This window comes from Micromonospora sp. NPDC051196, from assembly GCF_040682415.1.
Lineage (GTDB): Bacteria > Actinomycetota > Actinomycetes > Mycobacteriales > Micromonosporaceae > Micromonospora.
Map to the genome: position 1 here is coordinate 165,856 of NZ_JBFBAY010000011.1, position 17,498 is coordinate 183,353.

14 protein-coding genes are annotated in these 17,498 nt (G+C 72.5%); 8 read left to right on the plus strand and 6 right to left on the minus strand.

Translation table 11 applies throughout. The features are described from left to right. Positions 1–45: 45 nt before the first annotated feature. Positions 46–1,800 carry a DEDD exonuclease domain-containing protein gene (locus tag AB0M35_RS21490; protein WP_363747327.1) on the minus strand — a complete coding sequence of 585 codons (1,755 nt, stop codon included), beginning with the start codon at positions 1,798–1,800 and terminating at the stop codon, positions 46–48. Between the two features lie 127 nt (positions 1,801–1,927). Here AB0M35_RS21490 and AB0M35_RS21495 point away from each other — a divergent pair, with 127 nt between their 5' ends. The 3 genes from AB0M35_RS21495 to AB0M35_RS21505 all read left to right on the plus strand — a co-directional run bounded on the left by AB0M35_RS21495 (position 1,928) and on the right by AB0M35_RS21505 (position 6,007). After that, a complete protein-coding gene (locus AB0M35_RS21495) occupies positions 1,928–3,469 on the plus strand; it encodes an NYN domain-containing protein (RefSeq protein ID WP_363747328.1) in 1,542 nt (513 codons plus the stop codon). Between the two features lie 157 nt (positions 3,470–3,626). Then, complete coding sequence (locus AB0M35_RS21500; protein WP_363747329.1) at positions 3,627–4,883, plus strand: M48 family metallopeptidase; 1,257 nt, start codon at positions 3,627–3,629, stop codon at positions 4,881–4,883. Then, a complete protein-coding gene (locus tag AB0M35_RS21505) occupies positions 4,883–6,007 on the plus strand; it encodes a glycosyltransferase family 4 protein (RefSeq protein WP_363747330.1) in 1,125 nt (374 codons plus the stop codon). Before AB0M35_RS21500 ends, AB0M35_RS21505 begins: the two co-directional genes overlap by 1 nt. Before the next feature lie 59 nt (positions 6,008–6,066). On the opposite strand, the gene AB0M35_RS21510 is transcribed toward AB0M35_RS21505, so the two are convergent. From AB0M35_RS21510 to AB0M35_RS21530, 5 genes are all read right to left on the minus strand, one after another. Further along, complete coding sequence (locus tag AB0M35_RS21510; protein ID WP_363747369.1) at positions 6,067–7,719, minus strand: bifunctional diguanylate cyclase/phosphodiesterase; 1,653 nt, start codon at positions 7,717–7,719, stop codon at positions 6,067–6,069. A gap of 79 nt (positions 7,720–7,798) precedes the next feature. Beyond that, positions 7,799–8,608, minus strand: coding sequence for an SAM-dependent methyltransferase (locus AB0M35_RS21515; protein WP_363747370.1), 810 nt, complete (start codon positions 8,606–8,608; stop codon positions 7,799–7,801). A gap of 161 nt (positions 8,609–8,769) precedes the next feature. After that, a complete protein-coding gene (locus AB0M35_RS21520) occupies positions 8,770–9,438 on the minus strand; it encodes a response regulator transcription factor (protein ID WP_007072219.1) in 669 nt (222 codons plus the stop codon). A gap of 7 nt (positions 9,439–9,445) precedes the next feature. Then, entirely contained in the window at positions 9,446–11,140 is a 1,695-nt protein-coding gene (locus AB0M35_RS21525) for a GAF domain-containing sensor histidine kinase (RefSeq protein ID WP_363747331.1), read from the minus strand. Between the two features lie 14 nt (positions 11,141–11,154). Continuing rightward, positions 11,155–12,954, minus strand: a complete 1,800-nt coding sequence (locus AB0M35_RS21530) for an AMP-dependent synthetase/ligase (RefSeq protein ID WP_363747332.1) — start codon at positions 12,952–12,954, stop codon at positions 11,155–11,157. Between the two features lie 147 nt (positions 12,955–13,101). On the opposite strand from AB0M35_RS21530, the gene AB0M35_RS21535 reads away from it, so the two are divergent. From AB0M35_RS21535 to AB0M35_RS21555, 5 genes are all read left to right on the plus strand, one after another. Further along, positions 13,102–13,557, plus strand: a complete 456-nt coding sequence (locus AB0M35_RS21535; protein WP_363747333.1) for an SRPBCC family protein — start codon at positions 13,102–13,104, stop codon at positions 13,555–13,557. Positions 13,558–13,597: 40 nt separating this feature from the next. Further along, positions 13,598–14,272: a hypothetical protein gene (locus AB0M35_RS21540; protein WP_363747334.1), complete on the plus strand. Its 675-nt coding sequence runs from the start codon at positions 13,598–13,600 to the stop codon at positions 14,270–14,272. Positions 14,273–14,341: 69 nt separating this feature from the next. Then, a complete protein-coding gene (locus tag AB0M35_RS21545) occupies positions 14,342–15,292 on the plus strand; it encodes an ROK family glucokinase (protein ID WP_363747335.1) in 951 nt (316 codons plus the stop codon). Between the two features lies 1 nt (position 15,293). Beyond that, complete coding sequence (locus AB0M35_RS21550; RefSeq protein WP_363747336.1) at positions 15,294–15,998, plus strand: endonuclease/exonuclease/phosphatase family protein; 705 nt, start codon at positions 15,294–15,296, stop codon at positions 15,996–15,998. A gap of 93 nt (positions 15,999–16,091) precedes the next feature. Beyond that, positions 16,092–17,498: an NAD(P)-binding domain-containing protein gene (locus AB0M35_RS21555; RefSeq protein WP_363747337.1), complete on the plus strand. Its 1,407-nt coding sequence runs from the start codon at positions 16,092–16,094 to the stop codon at positions 17,496–17,498.

Below are 17,498 nucleotides of genomic sequence, written 5' to 3' on the forward strand. Positions count from 1 at the left end.
CCTTAACAGACTAAGTGAGTCGACGTAGTCCGATCGGACAGTTGCTCATGGGCGTTCGGACCAGAGTTGATGGGACGCTGCGCTCTCGGCCTTGGTCAGCAGGTCACGGAACCGGCCCGCGCCGCGCACCGGGGAGGCCCAACCGGCCGACATCTCGACGAGTCGGGTCTCCGGCCGTTCCAACCAGGACAGGATCCGCTCGGACTCCTCCGGACTGGCCGCCGGGACCGGGCCGTGCCCGGCCGACACCGTCTCGGCGGTGGCTCGGATGGTGGCCAGGGTCGGTCGAGGGTGGACCCCGGGCGGACTGACCCCGGCTCCGGCCAGCCGACCGTGCCGGATCAGGGCCAGCTCCCAGCCGCCGGTCACGGCCGGTCGGGCGGCGGCCAACTCGGCGATCCCGGTCAGCGCGGCCAGCCGTTGCATGCGTACGGTCGCGCGCAGCACCGCCACCAGCCGCGACCGCAGCACCGCCGCATCCTCGTAGCGCTGGTCGGCCGCCAGCGCCTCGATCCGGGCGAGCAGGGCGTCCACCACCGGCCGGGGGTCGCCGGTGGTGGCCTCGGCGAACGGCGTCACCGCGACCGCGTCGTACTCCTGCGGGGTGATCCGGTGCTCGCAGGGTGCCGGGCAGCGGCCCAGCTCAGCCAGCGCGCAGGCCGGCGTGACGGTGCGCAACGACAGCCGGTGGGTGCACTGGCGCAGTGGCACCGCGTCGTGGAAGCCGGCGGCGGCCAGCTCCGCCGTCCGCCGCGAGGAGAACGGCCCGAGGTAGGCGCGGTCGTCGGGGGAGATCTCCCGCACCACGGACAGTCGGGGGTAGGGCCCGTCGGTCAGCTTCAGCCAGACCACCCGCTCCGGATATTTCGACCGCCGGTTGTACGGCGGCGCGTGCGCCCCGATCAGCCGCAGCTCACGGACCTCCGCCTCGAGCGAGTGGGCGCACTCCAGCGCCTCGACCCGCTCGGCGGCGGCCAGCATCTCCGAGATCCGGGCGCGTTTCTCCGCTGCGGTGAAGTAGCTGCGGACCCGGGTGGCGATGTCGCGTGAGGTGCCGACGTAAAGGGGACGGTCGTCGGCGGCCCGGAAGATGTAGACCCCGGGAGAGCGGGGCAGACCCTCGGCCAGGTGCCGCTTGCGGCGCTGGGTCGGGGTGACCGCACGGGCGAACTCGATGGCCTCGCCGATGGTGTCGACCCGGTGACCGCCGAGCCGCCCGATCAGCCCGTGCAGCACGTCCACGGTCGCCCGGGCATCGTCCAACGCCCGGTGGGTCGGCGTGGTGCCGGCCCGGAAGTAGGCGGCCAGCGTGCCGAGTTTGCGGTTGGGCACCTCGTCGCGCAGCAACACCCGCCGGGCCAGCGCGGCGGTGTCCAGCACCCGGGGGTTCGGCCAGCGATAGCCGTGCCTGGCGCAGGCGGCCTTGAGGAACCCCACGTCGTACGGCGCGTTGTGGGCGACCAGCACGGCATCGGAGACGAACTCCAGAAAGCTCGGCAGCACCTGTTCGATCGGTGGCGCGGGCAGCAGCATCGCCTCGGTGATGCCGGTCAGCACGGTGATGAACGGTGGAATCGGCACACCCGGATTGACCAGGGTGGCCAACACTCCCAACTCCTCGCCGCCGCGCACCTTCACCGCGCCGATCTCGGTGATGCCCCCGCCGTCCGGTGCCCCGCCGGTGGTCTCCAGGTCGACCACCACGAACGTCGTCGCGTACAGCGGCAGCGCCGGGTCGACACCGTCGGTGGCCGGGTCGAGTCCGGCCAGTGCCGGCTGGAGGTACTCCTGTGCTGCCATCGGCGGCACGGTAACCGCCCCGTCCGACACTCGCGCCCCACCGGCCCCATTCGCCACCACCGGTCTAGGATGAGAGATCGGCTCACTCACCGGGCGGTGGGCCCGGTCGCGGTGGGAGACTTGCCACATGCCCCTCACCGAGCCGCACGACGACAACCTCTCCCAGGAGGAGCAGGTCGTCGCGGTGCCGGCTGCCGGTGACGCCGCTGATGTGCCCGCTCCCGACGCCCCGGCCGACACGCCGCGCGTCGAGGCCGCTGCCGACGGCGATCCTGCCGGGACCGCCCCCACCGAGACCGCTGCCGACGGCGGATCGTCCCGAGCGGAGATTGCTGCCGACGGTGATGCGGCGGAGCCGCCGGAGCCGGAGCCGATCCTGCCCGAGCCGGTTCGGCAGCGGATCGTTTCGCTCACCGCCACCGTGCTGCCCGGCCTGCCGGCCGACGAGGTGCCCGTGCCGCTGCGTCGGGTCGCCAAGTTCGCCCCCAACCGGCGGGCCCGCCTCGGCGCGCCGGTGATCGCCGCCCAACTCACCGCCGACCCGCTGTTCCGCCAGCGGGTCACCGCCCGCGTACTGGCCGACGCCGGTGACCTGGGCGCCGCCGTCATCGAGGGGACGGCCCCCGCCGCCGCCGACCCGGTCGAGGTGGCTGCCCTGGCCTACCTGGCCCGGCCGCGCGGTTGGCGCCAGCTGATCGAGGCCAGCGGTGCGGTCGTGCGCGCTGAGGCGGACACCGCCGTGGTGGCCGAACTGGTCCGCCAGGCCGAGCAGCGGGCCACCCGGGCCGAACACGACCGCGCGGTGGCCCGTGTCGAGGCCGACAAGCTGCGCGACGAACTGGCCCGGGTCCGCGAGGAACTGGGCCAGCTGCGCGAGGAATCCCGTCAGCTGGCCCGTACGCTGCGGGAGAGTCAGGCACGCGAGCGTAAGGCGAGCGAGTTGCTGGCCACCGAGCGGGGCCGCGCCGCGCGGGCGGCGGCGGACGCGGACGCCGAGTTGCGCCGTGCCCGGGCCCGGCTGGCCGAGGCCGAGGCGACGGCCGGCGTGGCCCGGGCCAGCGCCAAGGAGGCCCGCTCGGTCGACGACGCCCGCCTGTGGCTGCTGTTGGAGACCATCGGTCAGGCCGCCGTCGGGCTACGCCGGGAGCTGGCGCTGGACCCGGTGGAGAAGCTGCCCGCCGACTTCGTCGCGGACTCCTTCGCCGACTCCTCGACGGCCACCTCGACCGGGGCCGCCGCCCGGGCCCGGGACACCGACGACCCGGCCCGGCTGGACCAGTTGCTCGCCCTGCCCCGCGCCCATCTGGTGGTCGACGGCTACAACGTCACCAAGCGGGGCTTCGGCGAGATGTCGCTGGAACAGCAGCGCAAGCGTCTGATCACCGGCTTGGGTGGGATCGCCGCGCAGACCGGTGACGAGATCACCGTGGTCTTCGACGGAGCCGAACGGATGCACGGGCTGCCGCCCACCCCACGCGGGGTGCGGGTGCTCTTCTCCCGCAAGGGCGAAACCGCCGACGAGCTGATCCGCCGACTGGTCCGCGCCGAGCCGCCGGGCCGTCCGGTGGTGGTGGTCTCCTCCGACCGCGAGGTCGCCGACGGGGTGCGCCGACACGGCGCGTACCCGTTGGGCGCGGACTCGCTGCTGCGGCGGCTGTCCCGGTCCTGATCGATGCGGCTGTGCTCGACTCGCAAGGGGGACAGCGCGGGCCGGGCAATAGGATTGGCGCCCATGGCGACAGGAGCGACGGTATGAGGCGCAGAGCGGACGGCCGGTCCGGTCCCGGTCGCTGCGGCGGCTCGCCGCAACCGGGCGGGGCGGCCCGGTGAGTCCGCGCGGCTGGGCCGTACTCACCCTGGCCGGTCTCGGCCTCGCGGTGCTGGTGGCGGTGCTGGTGCTGATCCCCTGGAGCCGCCCGCCGGCGCCCCGCGCCGACCAGCTCGCCGCACTGCGGGAACTGCCCGCCGACCAGGTGGAGCGGGCCCGGCAGTTCCGTTCGGCGCTGCGCCCCGGCAGCTGGGCGGCGCTCGGCGTCGGGCTGCTGGTGGCGCTCGCGCTCGGGCTCACCCCGCTGGGCAGCCGCCTGATCGAGCTGGCCGGGCGCCCCTTCGGTGACCACTGGACCGCGCAGGCGATCCTCGGCGGGCTCGCCGTGGTGCTCGTGGCCGACCTGGTGACGTTGCCGTTCGCCGCCTGGCGCCACAACGTGCTCACCCGGTACGGGCTGGCCACCAACGGCTGGGGTGGCTGGGCCGTCGACCTGCTCAAGTCGTACGCGGTCAGTGCCGTCATCGGCGCGGTGGCGCTGCTCGGCTTCTACACCGTCGTGCGGCTGGCACCCCGTTGGTGGTGGGCGTTCGGCGCGGCCGGGGCGGCGACCCTGGTGGTGCTGCTCTCCTTCGTGCTGCCGGTGCTGGTGGAGCCGGTGTTCAACCGGTTCAGCCCGATGGAGCCGGGGCCGCTGCGTACCCAGCTGATGGACCTGGCCGCCCGCGACGGCGTACCGGTGCGCGACGTGCTGGTCGCCGACGCGTCCCGGCGCACCCGGGCGGTCAACGCCTACGTCTCGGGATTCGGCCCGACCCGCCGGGTGGTGGTCTACGACAACCTGCTGCGGGAGGCGACCGACGCCGAGGTGACCGCCGTGGTCGCCCACGAACTCGGCCACGCCAAGGACCGGGACGTGCCGGTCGGCACCCTCACCGGCGCGCTCGGCGCCGCAGCCGCCGTGGTGGCGCTCTACCTGATCGGCTCCTGGCCGCCACTGCTGCGCCTGGCCGGCGTCGACTCGGTCGCCCAGCCGCGCGCGTTCGGGCTGCTGCTCGCCCTGGTCACGGTGACCGGTCTGGTCTTCGCGCCGGTGCAGGCGTTGATGTCGCGGCGGGTCGAGGCCCGCGCCGACGCGCACGCGCTGGCGCTCACCGGTGACCCGGCCGCCTTCGAGTCGATGCAACGGCGGTTGTCCTCGGTCAACCTCTCCGACCCGGATCCGCCCCGATGGGAGTACCTCTACTCGGCCTCCCACCCCTCCACCGTGGAGCGGATCGCCGCCGCCCGCGCGTACGCCAGAAAGGCCGGTTGATGGGTCGCACGTTGCTGGTCACGAACGACTTCCCGCCCCGGCCCGGTGGCATCCAGTCGTTCGTACACAACCTGGCGGTACGCCAGCCGGCGGGCTCGGTCGTGGTGTACGCGTCGAGTTGGCCGGACGCCGACAAGTTCGACGCCGACCAGCCCTTCGAGGTGATCCGCGAGCGCACCCGGATGTTGCTGCCGACCCCGCTGGTGGCGCGCCGCGCCGCCCGGCTGGCTCGGGCCTACGACTGCGACAAGGTCTGGTTCGGCGCGGCCGCCCCGCTGGGCCTGCTCGCCGCGGGGCTGCGCCGGCGGGCCGGCGTACGCCGGGTGGTCGCCCTCACCCACGGGCACGAGGCGGGCTGGGCGGCGCTGCCGCTGGCCCGGACCGCCCTACGGCGCATCGGTCGGGGCACGGACGTGGTCACCTACCTGGGGGAGTACACCCGCAGCCGGCTGGCTCGCGCCCTGGACGGGCTGACCGAGCTGCGGCAACTCGCCCCGGGTGTGGACACCGGGCTGTATCACCCGGCGGTCGACGGCACCGACGTACGACACCGGCTGGGACTGACCGACCGGCCGGTGGTGGTCTGCGTCTCGCGGCTGGTGCCCCGCAAGGGCCAGGACATGCTGATCCGGGCGATGCCGCTGATCCGCCGCCGGGTGCCCGACGCGGCACTGCTGGTGGTCGGTGGCGGACCGTACCGAGCGACCCTGACCCGGCTGGCCCGTCAGGTCGGCGTCGAGCGGGAGGTGGTCTTCACCGGCTCGGTGCCCGCAGCCGAACTACCCGCCCACTACGCGGCCGGTGACGTGTACGCCATGCCCTGCCGTACCCGCAACCGTGGCCTGGACGTGGAAGGGCTCGGCATCGTCTACCTGGAGGCGTCGGCGACCGGCCTGCCCGTGGTGGCCGGTGACTCCGGCGGGGCACCGGACGCGGTGCGGCAGGGGGAGACCGGGTACGTCGTCAACGGTCGGGATCTCGCCGAGCTCGCCGACCGGGTGTCCACCCTGCTCGCCGACCGGGACCTGGCGCGTACCTTCGGCGCGGCCGGTCGTGCCTGGGTGGAACGGGAATGGCGCTGGGAGACCCAAGCCGAGCGCCTGACCGCTCTGTTGAACAGCTGACTGTTAACAGGGGTCCCCTGCTCTACCGCAGGCGTTAACAGGGTGCCCTTCCTTACACCTCAGCGCAGGCGGGCGAGGATGTGGTCGGCGGGGGCGGGGCGGCCGAAGTGCCAGCCCTGGCCGGCGTCGCAGCCGATCGCGCGCAGCCGTTCGGCCTGCCCGACGGTCTCCACGCCCTCGGCGGTCACCGTCAGGTCCAGCGCGTGGGCCAGCGAGACCAGCGAGGCGAGGATCCGCTCGTCGGCGGCCTCCGGGGCGCGTAGGCCCCGGACGAACTCGCCGGCCACCTTCAGCTCGGTCACCGGCAGGTCCCGCAGGTAGGCCAGGTTGCTGTAGCCGGTGCCGAAGTCGTCGATGGCGATCCGTACCCCGAGGTCGGCAAGCGCCCGTAGGGCCCGCACCGGCTCCTCGGCGCTGCTCATCATCATGCTCTCGGTGATCTCCAGCTGGAGCCGGTTCGGTGGCAGGCCGGTACGCCGCAGCAGGCCGCACACCTCCTGCACCAGGTCGGGGCGGCGCAGCTGGCGTACGGCCAGGTTGACGCTGACGTACGGCGGTTCGCCGGTGGCGGCCGACCAGCCGACCGCCTCCCGGCAGGCCTCGCCGAGCACCCAGGAGCCGAGCGGCACGATCAGCCCGGTCTCCTCGGCCAGCCCGATGAAGCTGTCCGGACGCAGCACCCCCAACTGCGGATGCTGCCAACGCACCAACGCCTCGACCCCGAGCACCGAACCGTCCTGCAACGAGGTCAACGGCTGGTAGTCGAGGTAGAACTCGCCCCGCTCCAGCCCGCCGGGGATGGCCGCGCTGAGCGCCTGCCGAGCCTGCTCCCGGCTGTCGCGTTCGGCGTCGTACAGCGCCCAGCCCGCACCGCCGGCGCTCTTGGCCCAGTGCAGCGTGCTGCCGGCGGCCCGCCACAGGTCGTCCGGTGTGGTGCCGGCGACCTGGCGTTCCACCACGCCGACACTCGCGGTGACCGTGACGTCGTGCCCGTCGACCAGCACCGGCTCGGCGAGGGCGGCCAGCGCCGACTCGGCGACCGCCACCACGTCCCCGGTGCCGGTGGAGCGTTCGACGAGGATCATGAAGGCGTCCCCGCCGAGGCGGGCCACCAGGTGAGGTTCCACGGCGCGGCTGAGCCGGTGGGCCGCCGCCACCAACGCCCGGTCGCCGATCTGGTGCCCGTACGAGTCGTTGATCCGTTTGAACCGGTCGATGTCGAGGAAGCACAGCCCGACCCGGTGGACGTCGTCGCGGTGCTCGGTGCAGACCGCGGCGAGCCGTTCGGCGAACAGCGTCCGATTGGGCAGGTCGGTGAGTGGGTCGTGGGTGGCCTGGTGCCGGAAGCGTGCCTCGCTGGCCCGCAGCGCCCGTTCCGCGTCGGCCCGGGCGATCAGGGCGGCCCGCCGGATCGCCTCCTGCTCGTCCAACGTCCGGTCGCGCAGCGCGCGGGCGTAGCCGGTGGCGATCGCGGCGAGCAGCCGGGCCATCCGGTCGGCGATGTCGTCGGCGACCAGGTCGAGGTCGCGGACCAGCCGGAGTTGGATCACCTCGACGGTACGACCGAGCGCCTCGGCGGAGGCGATGTGCGCGGCGACGAGTTCGGTCGCCACCCGGTGCCCCGTGCGCAGGTCGAGCGGCTCCGTCCGCAACGCCTCGGCCAGCTGATCGGTGAGCCGCTGCAACAGCGTCTCCAGTTGGGCGTGCGTCATCGGGAGGTAGCTGGTGCCCGACAGCGCCTTGGCCCAGGCCCGGGCGAACGCTCCGGGGCGGGCAGTGCCGTCCGGAGGCTCAGCCACCGAGCCGCCCGACCCCACCCAGGAAGACCGCCCGCTCGGCGTCCTCGACGCTGTCCAGGGTCTCCGGACGCCACTGCGGCACCCACACCACCCCCGGCTCGACCAGCTCGAAGCCGTCGAAGAACGCGGTCAGCTCGGCCCGACTGCGGACCCACAGCGGGTTGTCGGTGCGTTGGTAGACCTTCCGCGCCTCATCCCGTTCGGCAGCGCTGCGGCCGTCGTCGCTGGCCTGCGACAGCACCAGGTAACTGCCCGGGGCCAGCGCCGCCCGCAAGGTGCGCAGCACCTCGGCCGGACGGTCGTGCTCGCCGACGAAGTGCAGCACCGCCACGACCAGTACGGCGATCGGCTGGGAGAAGTCGAGCATCGCGCGTACGTCCGGGTGGTCGAGGATGCGCTCGGGGTGGCGCAGATCCTCCTGGACCACCGTCGCGCCCTCGTTGCCGGCCAGGATCTCCCGGCTGTGCGCCACCGCCACCGGGTCGACGTCGACGTAGACCACCCGAGAGTCAGGGGCGTGTCGCTGGGCGATCTCGTGCACGTTGCCGACGGTGGGGATGCCTGAACCGATGTCCAGGAACTGCCGGATCCCCGCGTCGGTGAGGAACTGCACGGCCCGGCGCAGGAAAGCGCGGTTGGCCTGGGCCATCAGCGGGGCCTCCGGCACCGCAGCCACCATTGCCTGGGCCGCTGCCCGGTCCACCGCGAAGTTGTGTGAACCGCCGAGGTAGTAGTCGTACATTCGAGCGACGCTGGGCCGCTCGACATCGATCGTCTCGGGTGCCCAGTCCGGCCGCTGCAATGTTCTCACTCCTCCGCACACCGTGTCGGGCGTGAGTGCCCCGGCGGGTATTCTGCCCCGCTTTCGTCAGCGAGGCCAGAGCGCGTTGCGTACGGCGGTTGATACGGAGGATCCGTGCCCGCACGGGTGGCGGACACGGATCCCCCGTCGACGTGGGTGCTTTAGAACTTGGGCGCGTCCGGCGCTTCGAGCAGACCGAGCCGCAGCGCGGTCATCAGCGCCTGGGCCCGGTTGGCCGCACCGAGCTTCTCGTAGAGCTTGGAGATGTGCGTCTTGGCGGTCGACTCGCTGACGAACAGCTGCTTGGCGATGCCGGCGACGCTCATGCCGTCGGCGAGCAGTCGCAGCACCTGACCCTCGCGCGGCGACAGCTGCGGCCCGGACGGGGCGAGCCGGCGCTTCATCGCCTCGGCCAGGTCGGCTGCGGTGAAGGCGCTGGGGGAGGAGGCGGCGTGCCGGGCGGCGGCGACGACCTCGTCGGCCGGCGCGGTCTTCGGGACGAACGCGCTCGCCCCGGCCTCCAAGGCACCGAAGAGCTGGTCGTCGCCCGCGTACATGGTGAGCACCACGATGCCCATCGACGCGCTGGACTTGCGCAGCGCCCGGGTGGCCTCCAGGCCACTGCCGTCGGGCAGCCGCAGGTCCATGATCACCACGTCCGGCTGCAACGCGCCGGCCTGCCGTACGCCCTCCGCCGCGGTGGCGGCCTCGCCGACGACCTCGAACTGCCGGTCGCGCTCGAAGGCGTGCCGCAGGCCTTTACGGATCAAGTCGTGGTCGTCGACAAGGAGGACCTTGGTACGGGTAGCCGGTGTCGGACTTGTGGTCATCCTCGGGTTACTCCCCTTCTGCTGCGGCGGCGCTACCGCGAAGGTTATCGCGCCGGGGCGAGGAGCCGACCACCACTGCCACGGTCGTCCCACTGGGCTGACGTGGTCTGATCTCCAACCGGCCCCGGATACGTTCCGCTCTCTCGGCCATGATCGCAAGCCCATAGTGCCCGTCGGAACGTTGGTCGCCTATGCCGTGACCGTCATCCGACACTTCGATCTGGGCGTACGGGGGATCCACCTCACAGGTGACCCAGAGATTGGACGCCCCGGCGTGCTTGCGGGCGTTGGTCACCGCCTCCTGGGCGATGCGCAGCAACTCGGCCTCGGTGGCTGCGGGCAGCCGGGCGGTGGACTCGTCCAGCGACAGGTGCACCCGCAGTCCGCCGGAGGCACCGACGGTGCGGGCGTACTCGGCGATCGCGGCGGCCAGGCCGCCGTGCCGGTCCACCTCGCTACGCAACTCGAACAGGCTCAGCCGCAGCTCGGTGATCACCCGGGTGACCTCCTGTCGCAGGGTGCGCAGGCTCTCGGCGGTCTCCTCGGTGTCGTCGTGCACGGTGGCCAGGGCGTTGTCGATGCCGTAGCCGACCATCACCAGTTCCTGGGCTACCCCGTCGTGGATCTCCCGGGCCAGCCGCTGCCGCTCCTCGTTGGTGGCCAGCGACCGCACCTCGTCGAAGAGCAGGGCGGCCTCCAGCCGCAGCGCGGCCGGACCGGTCAGCCCGGTCACCTGGGCCGTCACCGATCCCGGGTACGCGTGGTTGGCGTCGGCCTCCAACACCACCAGTCCGACCGTGCGGACCCCGGCGACCAGCGGCACGATCAGCGCCGACACCTCGCCGCCACGGTGGGAGCGGGACTGCGAACGGGCCGCGGTCTGCGGCTGCTGACTGGCCCAGGCGTCGGCGATGGCCGAGTCCGCGTCGAGCGTGGTCTCCCAGTCGACCCGGTCCGCACCGATCTGGGCGAGCACCACCAGCCGCCCCCCGCCGCTGGCGGACAGCACCGCCCCCCGGTCGGTGCGGGCCACCGTACGCAACTCCTCCAGCAGGTGCTCGGAGATCCCACCCGGGTCCAGCGTCGCGCCGGGCAGTTGGCGGGCGACGGTACGCAGCTGGGTCAGCAGCCGGGTCGCCTCCGCGTACGGCTGGGGTTTGGCGTCCTGTCGCAGCTGCATCACCCGGTGCAGGGTCTGCGCCGCGTAGAGGCCGAGCACGGCCAGGATCAGCCACTGGGCGCAGACCGCGAGATAGCCCGTCTGGCTCACCTGGCGCGCTCCGCCGACCTCGGTGAACGCACCCGCGATGAACAGGGTGCCCGCGACGGTCGCGATCAGCAGGGTGCCCTCGCGGAAGCGGCGTCGCAGCGCGGTGACCGTCACCGGCACAGCCAGGTACGGCAGCACCGCGGAGGCACCGAGCCCGTCGATGTGTCCGCCGATGGTGGCGACGGCCGCGACCTGGCTCGCCGCCAGGCCGAGCACCACCACCTCCGCCGTCCGGCTGATCGGTCCGATCAGCCAGTGCTCGGGGGCCAGCGACGCGGGCATGCCGGCGACCGCGAGCAGGACGATCCACCAGAGCTGGGTCAGGTCACGGGTGGCGAGCAGGGTCAGGACGGCGACCAGTGCGAGCACGACCACCCGCGTCGCCGAGGCGAGCGGATGCGAGCGGGCCAGGGCGGTTGTCGAGGCGGGCACGTGACGGATGGTAGTCAGCTGCGGTAGATGTCCGCGATTTCCGCCGCGTACGTCTTGTGTACGACTTGACGCTTGACCTTCATCGACGGGGTCAACTCGCCGGTGGCCTCGGTGAAGTCCCGGGGCAGGATCCGGAACACCTTGATCGCCTCGGCCCTGGAGACCGACTGGTTGGCCCGGTCCACCGCGGCCTGGATCTCCGCCCGCAGCCCCTCGTGCTCGCGCAGCGTCTCGGCGCTGGTGTCGGCGGGCAGGCCGACCGACTCCAACCAGGCGGGCAGCGCCTCCTCGTCGAGGGTGATCAGCGCGGCGATGAACGGCTGCCGGTCGCCCACCACCACGCACTGGCTGACCAGTTGGTGTGCTCGCACCTGGTCCTCCAGCACGGCCGGGGCGACGTTCTTGCCGCCGGCCGTCACGATGATCTCCTTCTTCCGGCCGGTGATGGTCAGGTAGCCGTCGCTGTCGAGCGAACCGAGGTCGCCGGTACGGAACCAGCCGTCCGGGCTGATCGCCTCGGCGGTGGCCTCGTCGTTGCGCCAGTAGCCCTGGAAGATGATGTCGCCGGCGATGAGGACCTCGCCGTCGTCGGCGATCCGGATGGTCACGCCGGGCAGCGGCCGACCGACCGTGCCGATCCGGGTGAAGCCCGGCAGGTTCGCCGACGCGGCCGGCGAGGTCTCGGTGAGGCCGTACCCCTCGCAGACGGTCACCCCGACGCCCCGGAAGAAGTGTCCCAACCGGGCGCCGAGCGGCGCCCCTCCGGAGATCGCGTCACGGCAGCGCCCGCCGAGCGCGGCGCGCAGCTTGCCGTAGACCAGCTTGTCGAAGAGCGCGTGCTGGACTCGCAGGGCCAGACCCGGCCCGGCGGAGGTCTCCAGCGCCTCGCTGTAGGCGATGGCGACCGCCTCGGCGCGGGCGAAGATCTTGCCCTTGCCGGCGGCCTCGGCCTTCTGCCTGGCGCCGTTGTAGACCTTCTCGAAGACCCGGGGTACGGACAGCACGAAGGTCGGCTTGATCTCTTGCAGTTCGGCGACCAGGTTCTTGGTGTCCGAACAGTGCGCCATGGTGGCCCGGGCCTGGATCGCGCCGATCTGGATGAGCCGGGCGAAGGCGTGCGCGAGCGGCAGGAACAGCAGCGTCGAGGCGTTCGGACCGAACAGGTTCGGCAGCACCGGCACCGCGTTGGCGATGTCGGAGTACATGTTGCGGTGGGTGAGCACACAGCCCTTGGGTCGGCCGGTGGTGCCGCTGGTGTAGATGATGGTCGCGACGTCGGAGGAGCGCAGTCCGGCCCGCCGTTGCTCGACCTCGGCGGGCTCCACCGTGGCGCCCGCGGCGACGAGGTCGTCGATCCCGCCGAGGTCGATCTGCCACAGGTGCGCCAGTTCGGGCAGCCGGTCGCGGACGCCGGCCACCAGCGTGGCGTGCGCGGTGCTCTCCACCACGGCGGCCACCGCGCCGGAGTCGGCCAGGATCCAGGCGGCCTGTTCGGCGCTGGAGGTCTCGTAGACCGGCACGGTCACCGCGCCGGCGGCCCAGATCGCGTAGTCGGCCAGGGTCCACTCGTAGCGGGTCCGGCTCATCAGCGCGACCCGGTCGCCGGGTCGTATTCCGGCGGCGACCAGACCACGGGCGACCGCCACCACCTCGTCGCGGAACTGGCGGCAGGTGACGTCCACCAGCCCACCGGTGGCGTCGCGACGGATGAACTGCACCGCGTCCGGCGCAACCTCGGCGTTGTCCCAGACGGGATCGGTGAGGTTGGCCGAATCGCCGACGGTGACGATCGGCGGGACGGAGAACTCGCGCACCTGCACTCCCTCGTGCTTGCACTGGCCGGTCGGGGGCGCCACCGGCGGGGTCGGCTCTGTCGAAACCTACCTGCCCGGCCTTTGCCGAGCACACCGCAGGTGGGGCGGCGCGGCACGACTGTGGCCCGGGACGGGTAGCCTCCCCCCATGGCGGACTCCTCCACCCAGTCGATCATCATCGGCGCGTCACCGGACCAGGTGGCGGCGGTCATCTGTGACTTTCCGAGCTATCCCCAGTGGGCCGACGCGGTGCGCCGGGCGGAGGTCGTCGAGGAGTACGAGGACGGTTACGCGAGTCAGGTCCGGTTCGTCCTGGATGCCGGTGTGATGGCCGACGAGTACGTGCTGGAGTACGCCTACGCCGAGGACCTGTCCCGCATCGAGTGGCACCTGGTGGCGCCGTCGAAGATGCAGAGGCTCCAGCGCGGATCGTACGACCTGGTCGGCAACGCCGACGGGAGCACCACCGTGACCTACACCCTGGAGGTGGAACTCGCGGTCGGGATGCTCGGAATGTTTCGGCGCAAGGCCGAAAAAATGATCATGGACGCCGCGTTGAAGCAGCTCAAGCGCCGGGTAGAAGCAACTGGTTCGGCGCAGTGACGCGTCTGGCGACGCGTTCGCCACGGCAGAGGGGCCCAGGATGGGTGCAACGGATCCGGGTTCGGCCCGGGAGGAGGCGGAGCGGCTCGTCGCCACTCTGCTGGCTAGCGCGCGGTTGGCCTCCGCCAGCCCGAATGGGGGCCCCTTGGGCTCACTGGGCGGGATCGTGACCAGTGTCCTCGGTCACAACGATGCGCCGCACTCGTCCACGGACGCACCTCGGGCGGGTTTCGCCACCGGTGCGGCGGAATGCTGCGTCTGCCCGGTCTGCCGGGGAATCGCCGCGTTACGTGACCCGAGTCCGGAATTCGCCGAGCGGTTGGCCACCGGCGCGGGCGATCTGGCCGCCGGACTGGCGAGCTTTCTGCGGGCCTTCGCCCCCGCCGAGCCGTCCAGCGACCCCTCCGACGGGCCGGGCGAGGGCACCGAGGACGACCACGTGTGGCGCGAGGCGACCCGTACCGGGCATGATTCTCAGCCGGCACCGGATCGGCACGTCTGGACCGCCGCGACTCGGGCGGAGGATGTCGCCGTCCCGGCCGTCCCGCCCGTCGATGCCGCCGGGCCGGTCGCGGACGCCGTAGTCCCGACGCCGGAGGCCGGTCGCCCGGTGGTGCCCACCTCGCGGACGCCGGACGACGTCGACCGGACCGCCCCGGACGCCGTGGCGCCCACCGGCGCCGAGCAGCAGGGCGCACCAGGCGACGAAGCCTGATCTCAGGACGACCCGCACCACCGGCCAGGGCAGGTACGGCGCGGGGCACAGCAGAGGGGAGTGGCAGCGGTGACGCTGACCATCGGAGTCGACGTGGGTGGCACGAAGGTGGCCGGCGGTGTCGTCGACGACACCGGCACGGTGCTGGTGCAGACCCGACGGGACACCCCCGCCGACGATGTGGGCAAGACCCGCGACGTCATCACCGAACTGGTCACCGAACTGGCCGCCGGGCACGACATCCAGGCGGTCGGCATCGGCGCGGCCGGCTGGATCGACGCCCGCCGTTCCACCGTGCTCTTCGCCCCGAACCTGGCCTGGCGGGACGAGCCACTGCGGGCGTACGTCAGCACGGCGGTCGGGCTGCCGGTGATCGTGGAGAACGACGGCAACGTGGCCGCCTGGGCGGAGTTCCGCTACGGCGCGGCCCGGCACGCCGACGACTCGATGGTCATGTTCACCATCGGCACCGGCGTCGGCGGCGGCATCGTGCTGGGCGGCGAACTGGTCCGTGGCGCCAACGGCATCGCCGCCGAGTTGGGCCACATGCTCACCGTCCCGGACGGGCACCAGTGCGGCTGTGGGCGGCTCGGCTGCATCGAGCAGTACGCCAGCGGCAGCGCCCTGGTCCGCTTCGCCCGGGCCGCGGCCCGGCAGGAGCCGCAGCGGGCCACCGCACTGCTGGAACTGGCCGGCGGCGAGGCGGAAGCGATCACCGGTCCGATGGTGACCGCCGCGGCCAAGGGCGGCGACCCGGTCTCCGCCGAGGCGTTCGCCCAGGTCGGGCGCTGGCTCGGCACCAGCCTGGCGGACATGGCGCAGATGCTCGACCCGCAGGTGCTCGTCGTCGGCGGTGGCGTCATCGACGCCGGTGACCTGCTGATGGGTCCTACCCGGCGGTCCTACACCGAGTCGCTCGCCCAGCGCAGCCGGCTGCCGGTGGCCGAGATCCGTCCCGCCGAGCTGGGTAACTCCGCCGGGGTCATCGGTGCGGCCGACCTGGCCCGGAAGATCAACTGAGGTGGCCGACTCCGGTGTGCCGCTGCGCGTCGTGTCGTACAACGTGCACGGCCAGCGCGACGACGTCGCCGCGCTGGCCGCGGTCGTCCGTCAGGTGGCCCCCGACGTACTGATCGTCCAGGAGGGGCCGCGGCGGTTCGGTTGGCGGGCGAAGTCGGCCACGCTGGCCGCCTCGCTCGGTCTCGTGGTCGCCGCCGGTGGGTTGCCGTCACTCGGCAACCTGCTCCTGGTCAGCCTGCGGGTACGGGTGACCGGGGTGCGCCACCAGCGGTTCCCGCTGACCCCCGGCCGCCATATGCGCGGTGCCGCGTACGCCGACTGCCTGGTGGGCACCGGCGCCCGGTTCACGGTGGCCGGCTCGCACCTGGCCACCGACCCGGCTGAGCGGCCTGAACAGGCGAAACTGTTCAAGCGGGAACTGGATTCCGCGCCGTTGCCGGTGATCGCGGCGGCCGACCTCAACGACGAACCGGGCGGGCCGGCCTGGCACACCGTCGCGCACGGACTGACCGACGCGGCGGTGGCGGCGGACCGGGCCGACCGGCTCACCTACTCCTGCGCGAACCCGCGGCGGCGCATCGACGGGGTCTTCGTCGACCCCCGGATCACCGTGGTCGACTACGACGTGCCGGACACCCCGCTGACCCGCCGCGCCAGCGACCATTTCCCGATCGTCGTCGATCTGCTCCTACCCGCCGCCGGCTGAGCTGCGGCGCTCGGGCCGGGCTGGACATACCGCGCGGATGTGGAGAGGATTTCGCGCGACCCGGCATGCGTGCCGAGACGAAGGAGATCCCCGGTGCCCACCCACACCGAGCACGGCCGGCCCGATCCGGAGACGACCACGCTCGCCCGCAGCCACGACGGTCGCCCGGTCTCCGACCGGGGTGACACCGTCTGTGTCATCGGCGCCGGAGCCAGTGGTCTGACCGCGATCAAGAACCTCGCCGAGCACGGCTTCGGTGTCGACTGCTACGAGCGGGAGACCGGCATCGGCGGCGCCTGGAACTGGCGACACGACCGCAGCCCGGTGTACGCCAGCACCCACCTGATCTCGTCGCGGCCGTTCACCCAGTTCCCCGACTTCCCGATGCCCGACGACTGGCCGGACTACCCGCACCACAGCCAGCTGCTGTCCTATTTCGAACGCTACGCCGACCACTTCGACCTACGCCGGCACATCTGGTTCGGCACCGAGGTGGTACGCGTCGAGCCGGTCGCCGGCGACCGCTGGGACGTGACCACCCGCAGCACCGGTGGCTACGGGCCCGAGCGCACCTCCCGGTACGCCGCCGTGGTGATCGCCAACGGGCACAACTGGTCACCGAAGCTGCCCCGCTACGACGGGCTGGAGCAGTTCCGGGGCGAGGTGATGCACGCCTCCTCCTACAAGGACCCGGCGCAGCTGCGCGGCAAGCGGGTGCTGGTGGTGGGCGCCGGCAACACCGGCTGCGACATCGCGGTGGAGGCCGCGCAGCAGGCGTCGCGCTGTTGGCACTCCACCCGCCGGGGCTACTGGTACGCCCCGAAGTACGTCTTCGGTCGTCCGGCCGACCAGGTCAACGACACCCTGCTGGCCCTGCGGGTGCCGCTGCGCCTGCGGCAGTGGCTCTACCACCGCACGTTGCGGTTGACCGTTGGCGACCTGACCCGCTTCGGCCTGCCCGAACCGGACCACCGGGTGTACGAGACCCACCCGATCGCCAACAGCCAGCTGGTCTATCACGTCGGCCACGGCGCGATCACCCCGGTGCCGGACGTCGCCCGGTTGCATACCCACTCGGTGGAACTGACCGACGGCCGGCTCATCGATCCGGAGTTGGTCGTCTTCGCCACCGGCTACCTGCCGCGCTTCGAGTTCCTCGACGCGAAGATCCTCGGCGACGACGAGGGGGTGGGCCGCCCCCGGCTGTGGCTCAACGCCTTCGTGCCGAACTATCCGACCCTCGCGGTGGCCGGTCTGGTCCAGCCGGACTCCGGCATCTTCCCGCTGGTGCACTGGCAGGCGGTGTTGTTCGCCCAACTGTTGCGCAGCCGCACCACCCGCCCGGATCGGGCCGACGCCTTCGCCGCCCGGGTCTCGGCGGGCGCGGGCGAACGCTACTCGGGGCGGGTCAAGGACTCGACCCGGCACTGGTTCGAGGTCGGCCACGTCGACTACCTGCGCGCCCTGGAGCGTGCGCTGCGCGACCTGGAGGGCAAGTGA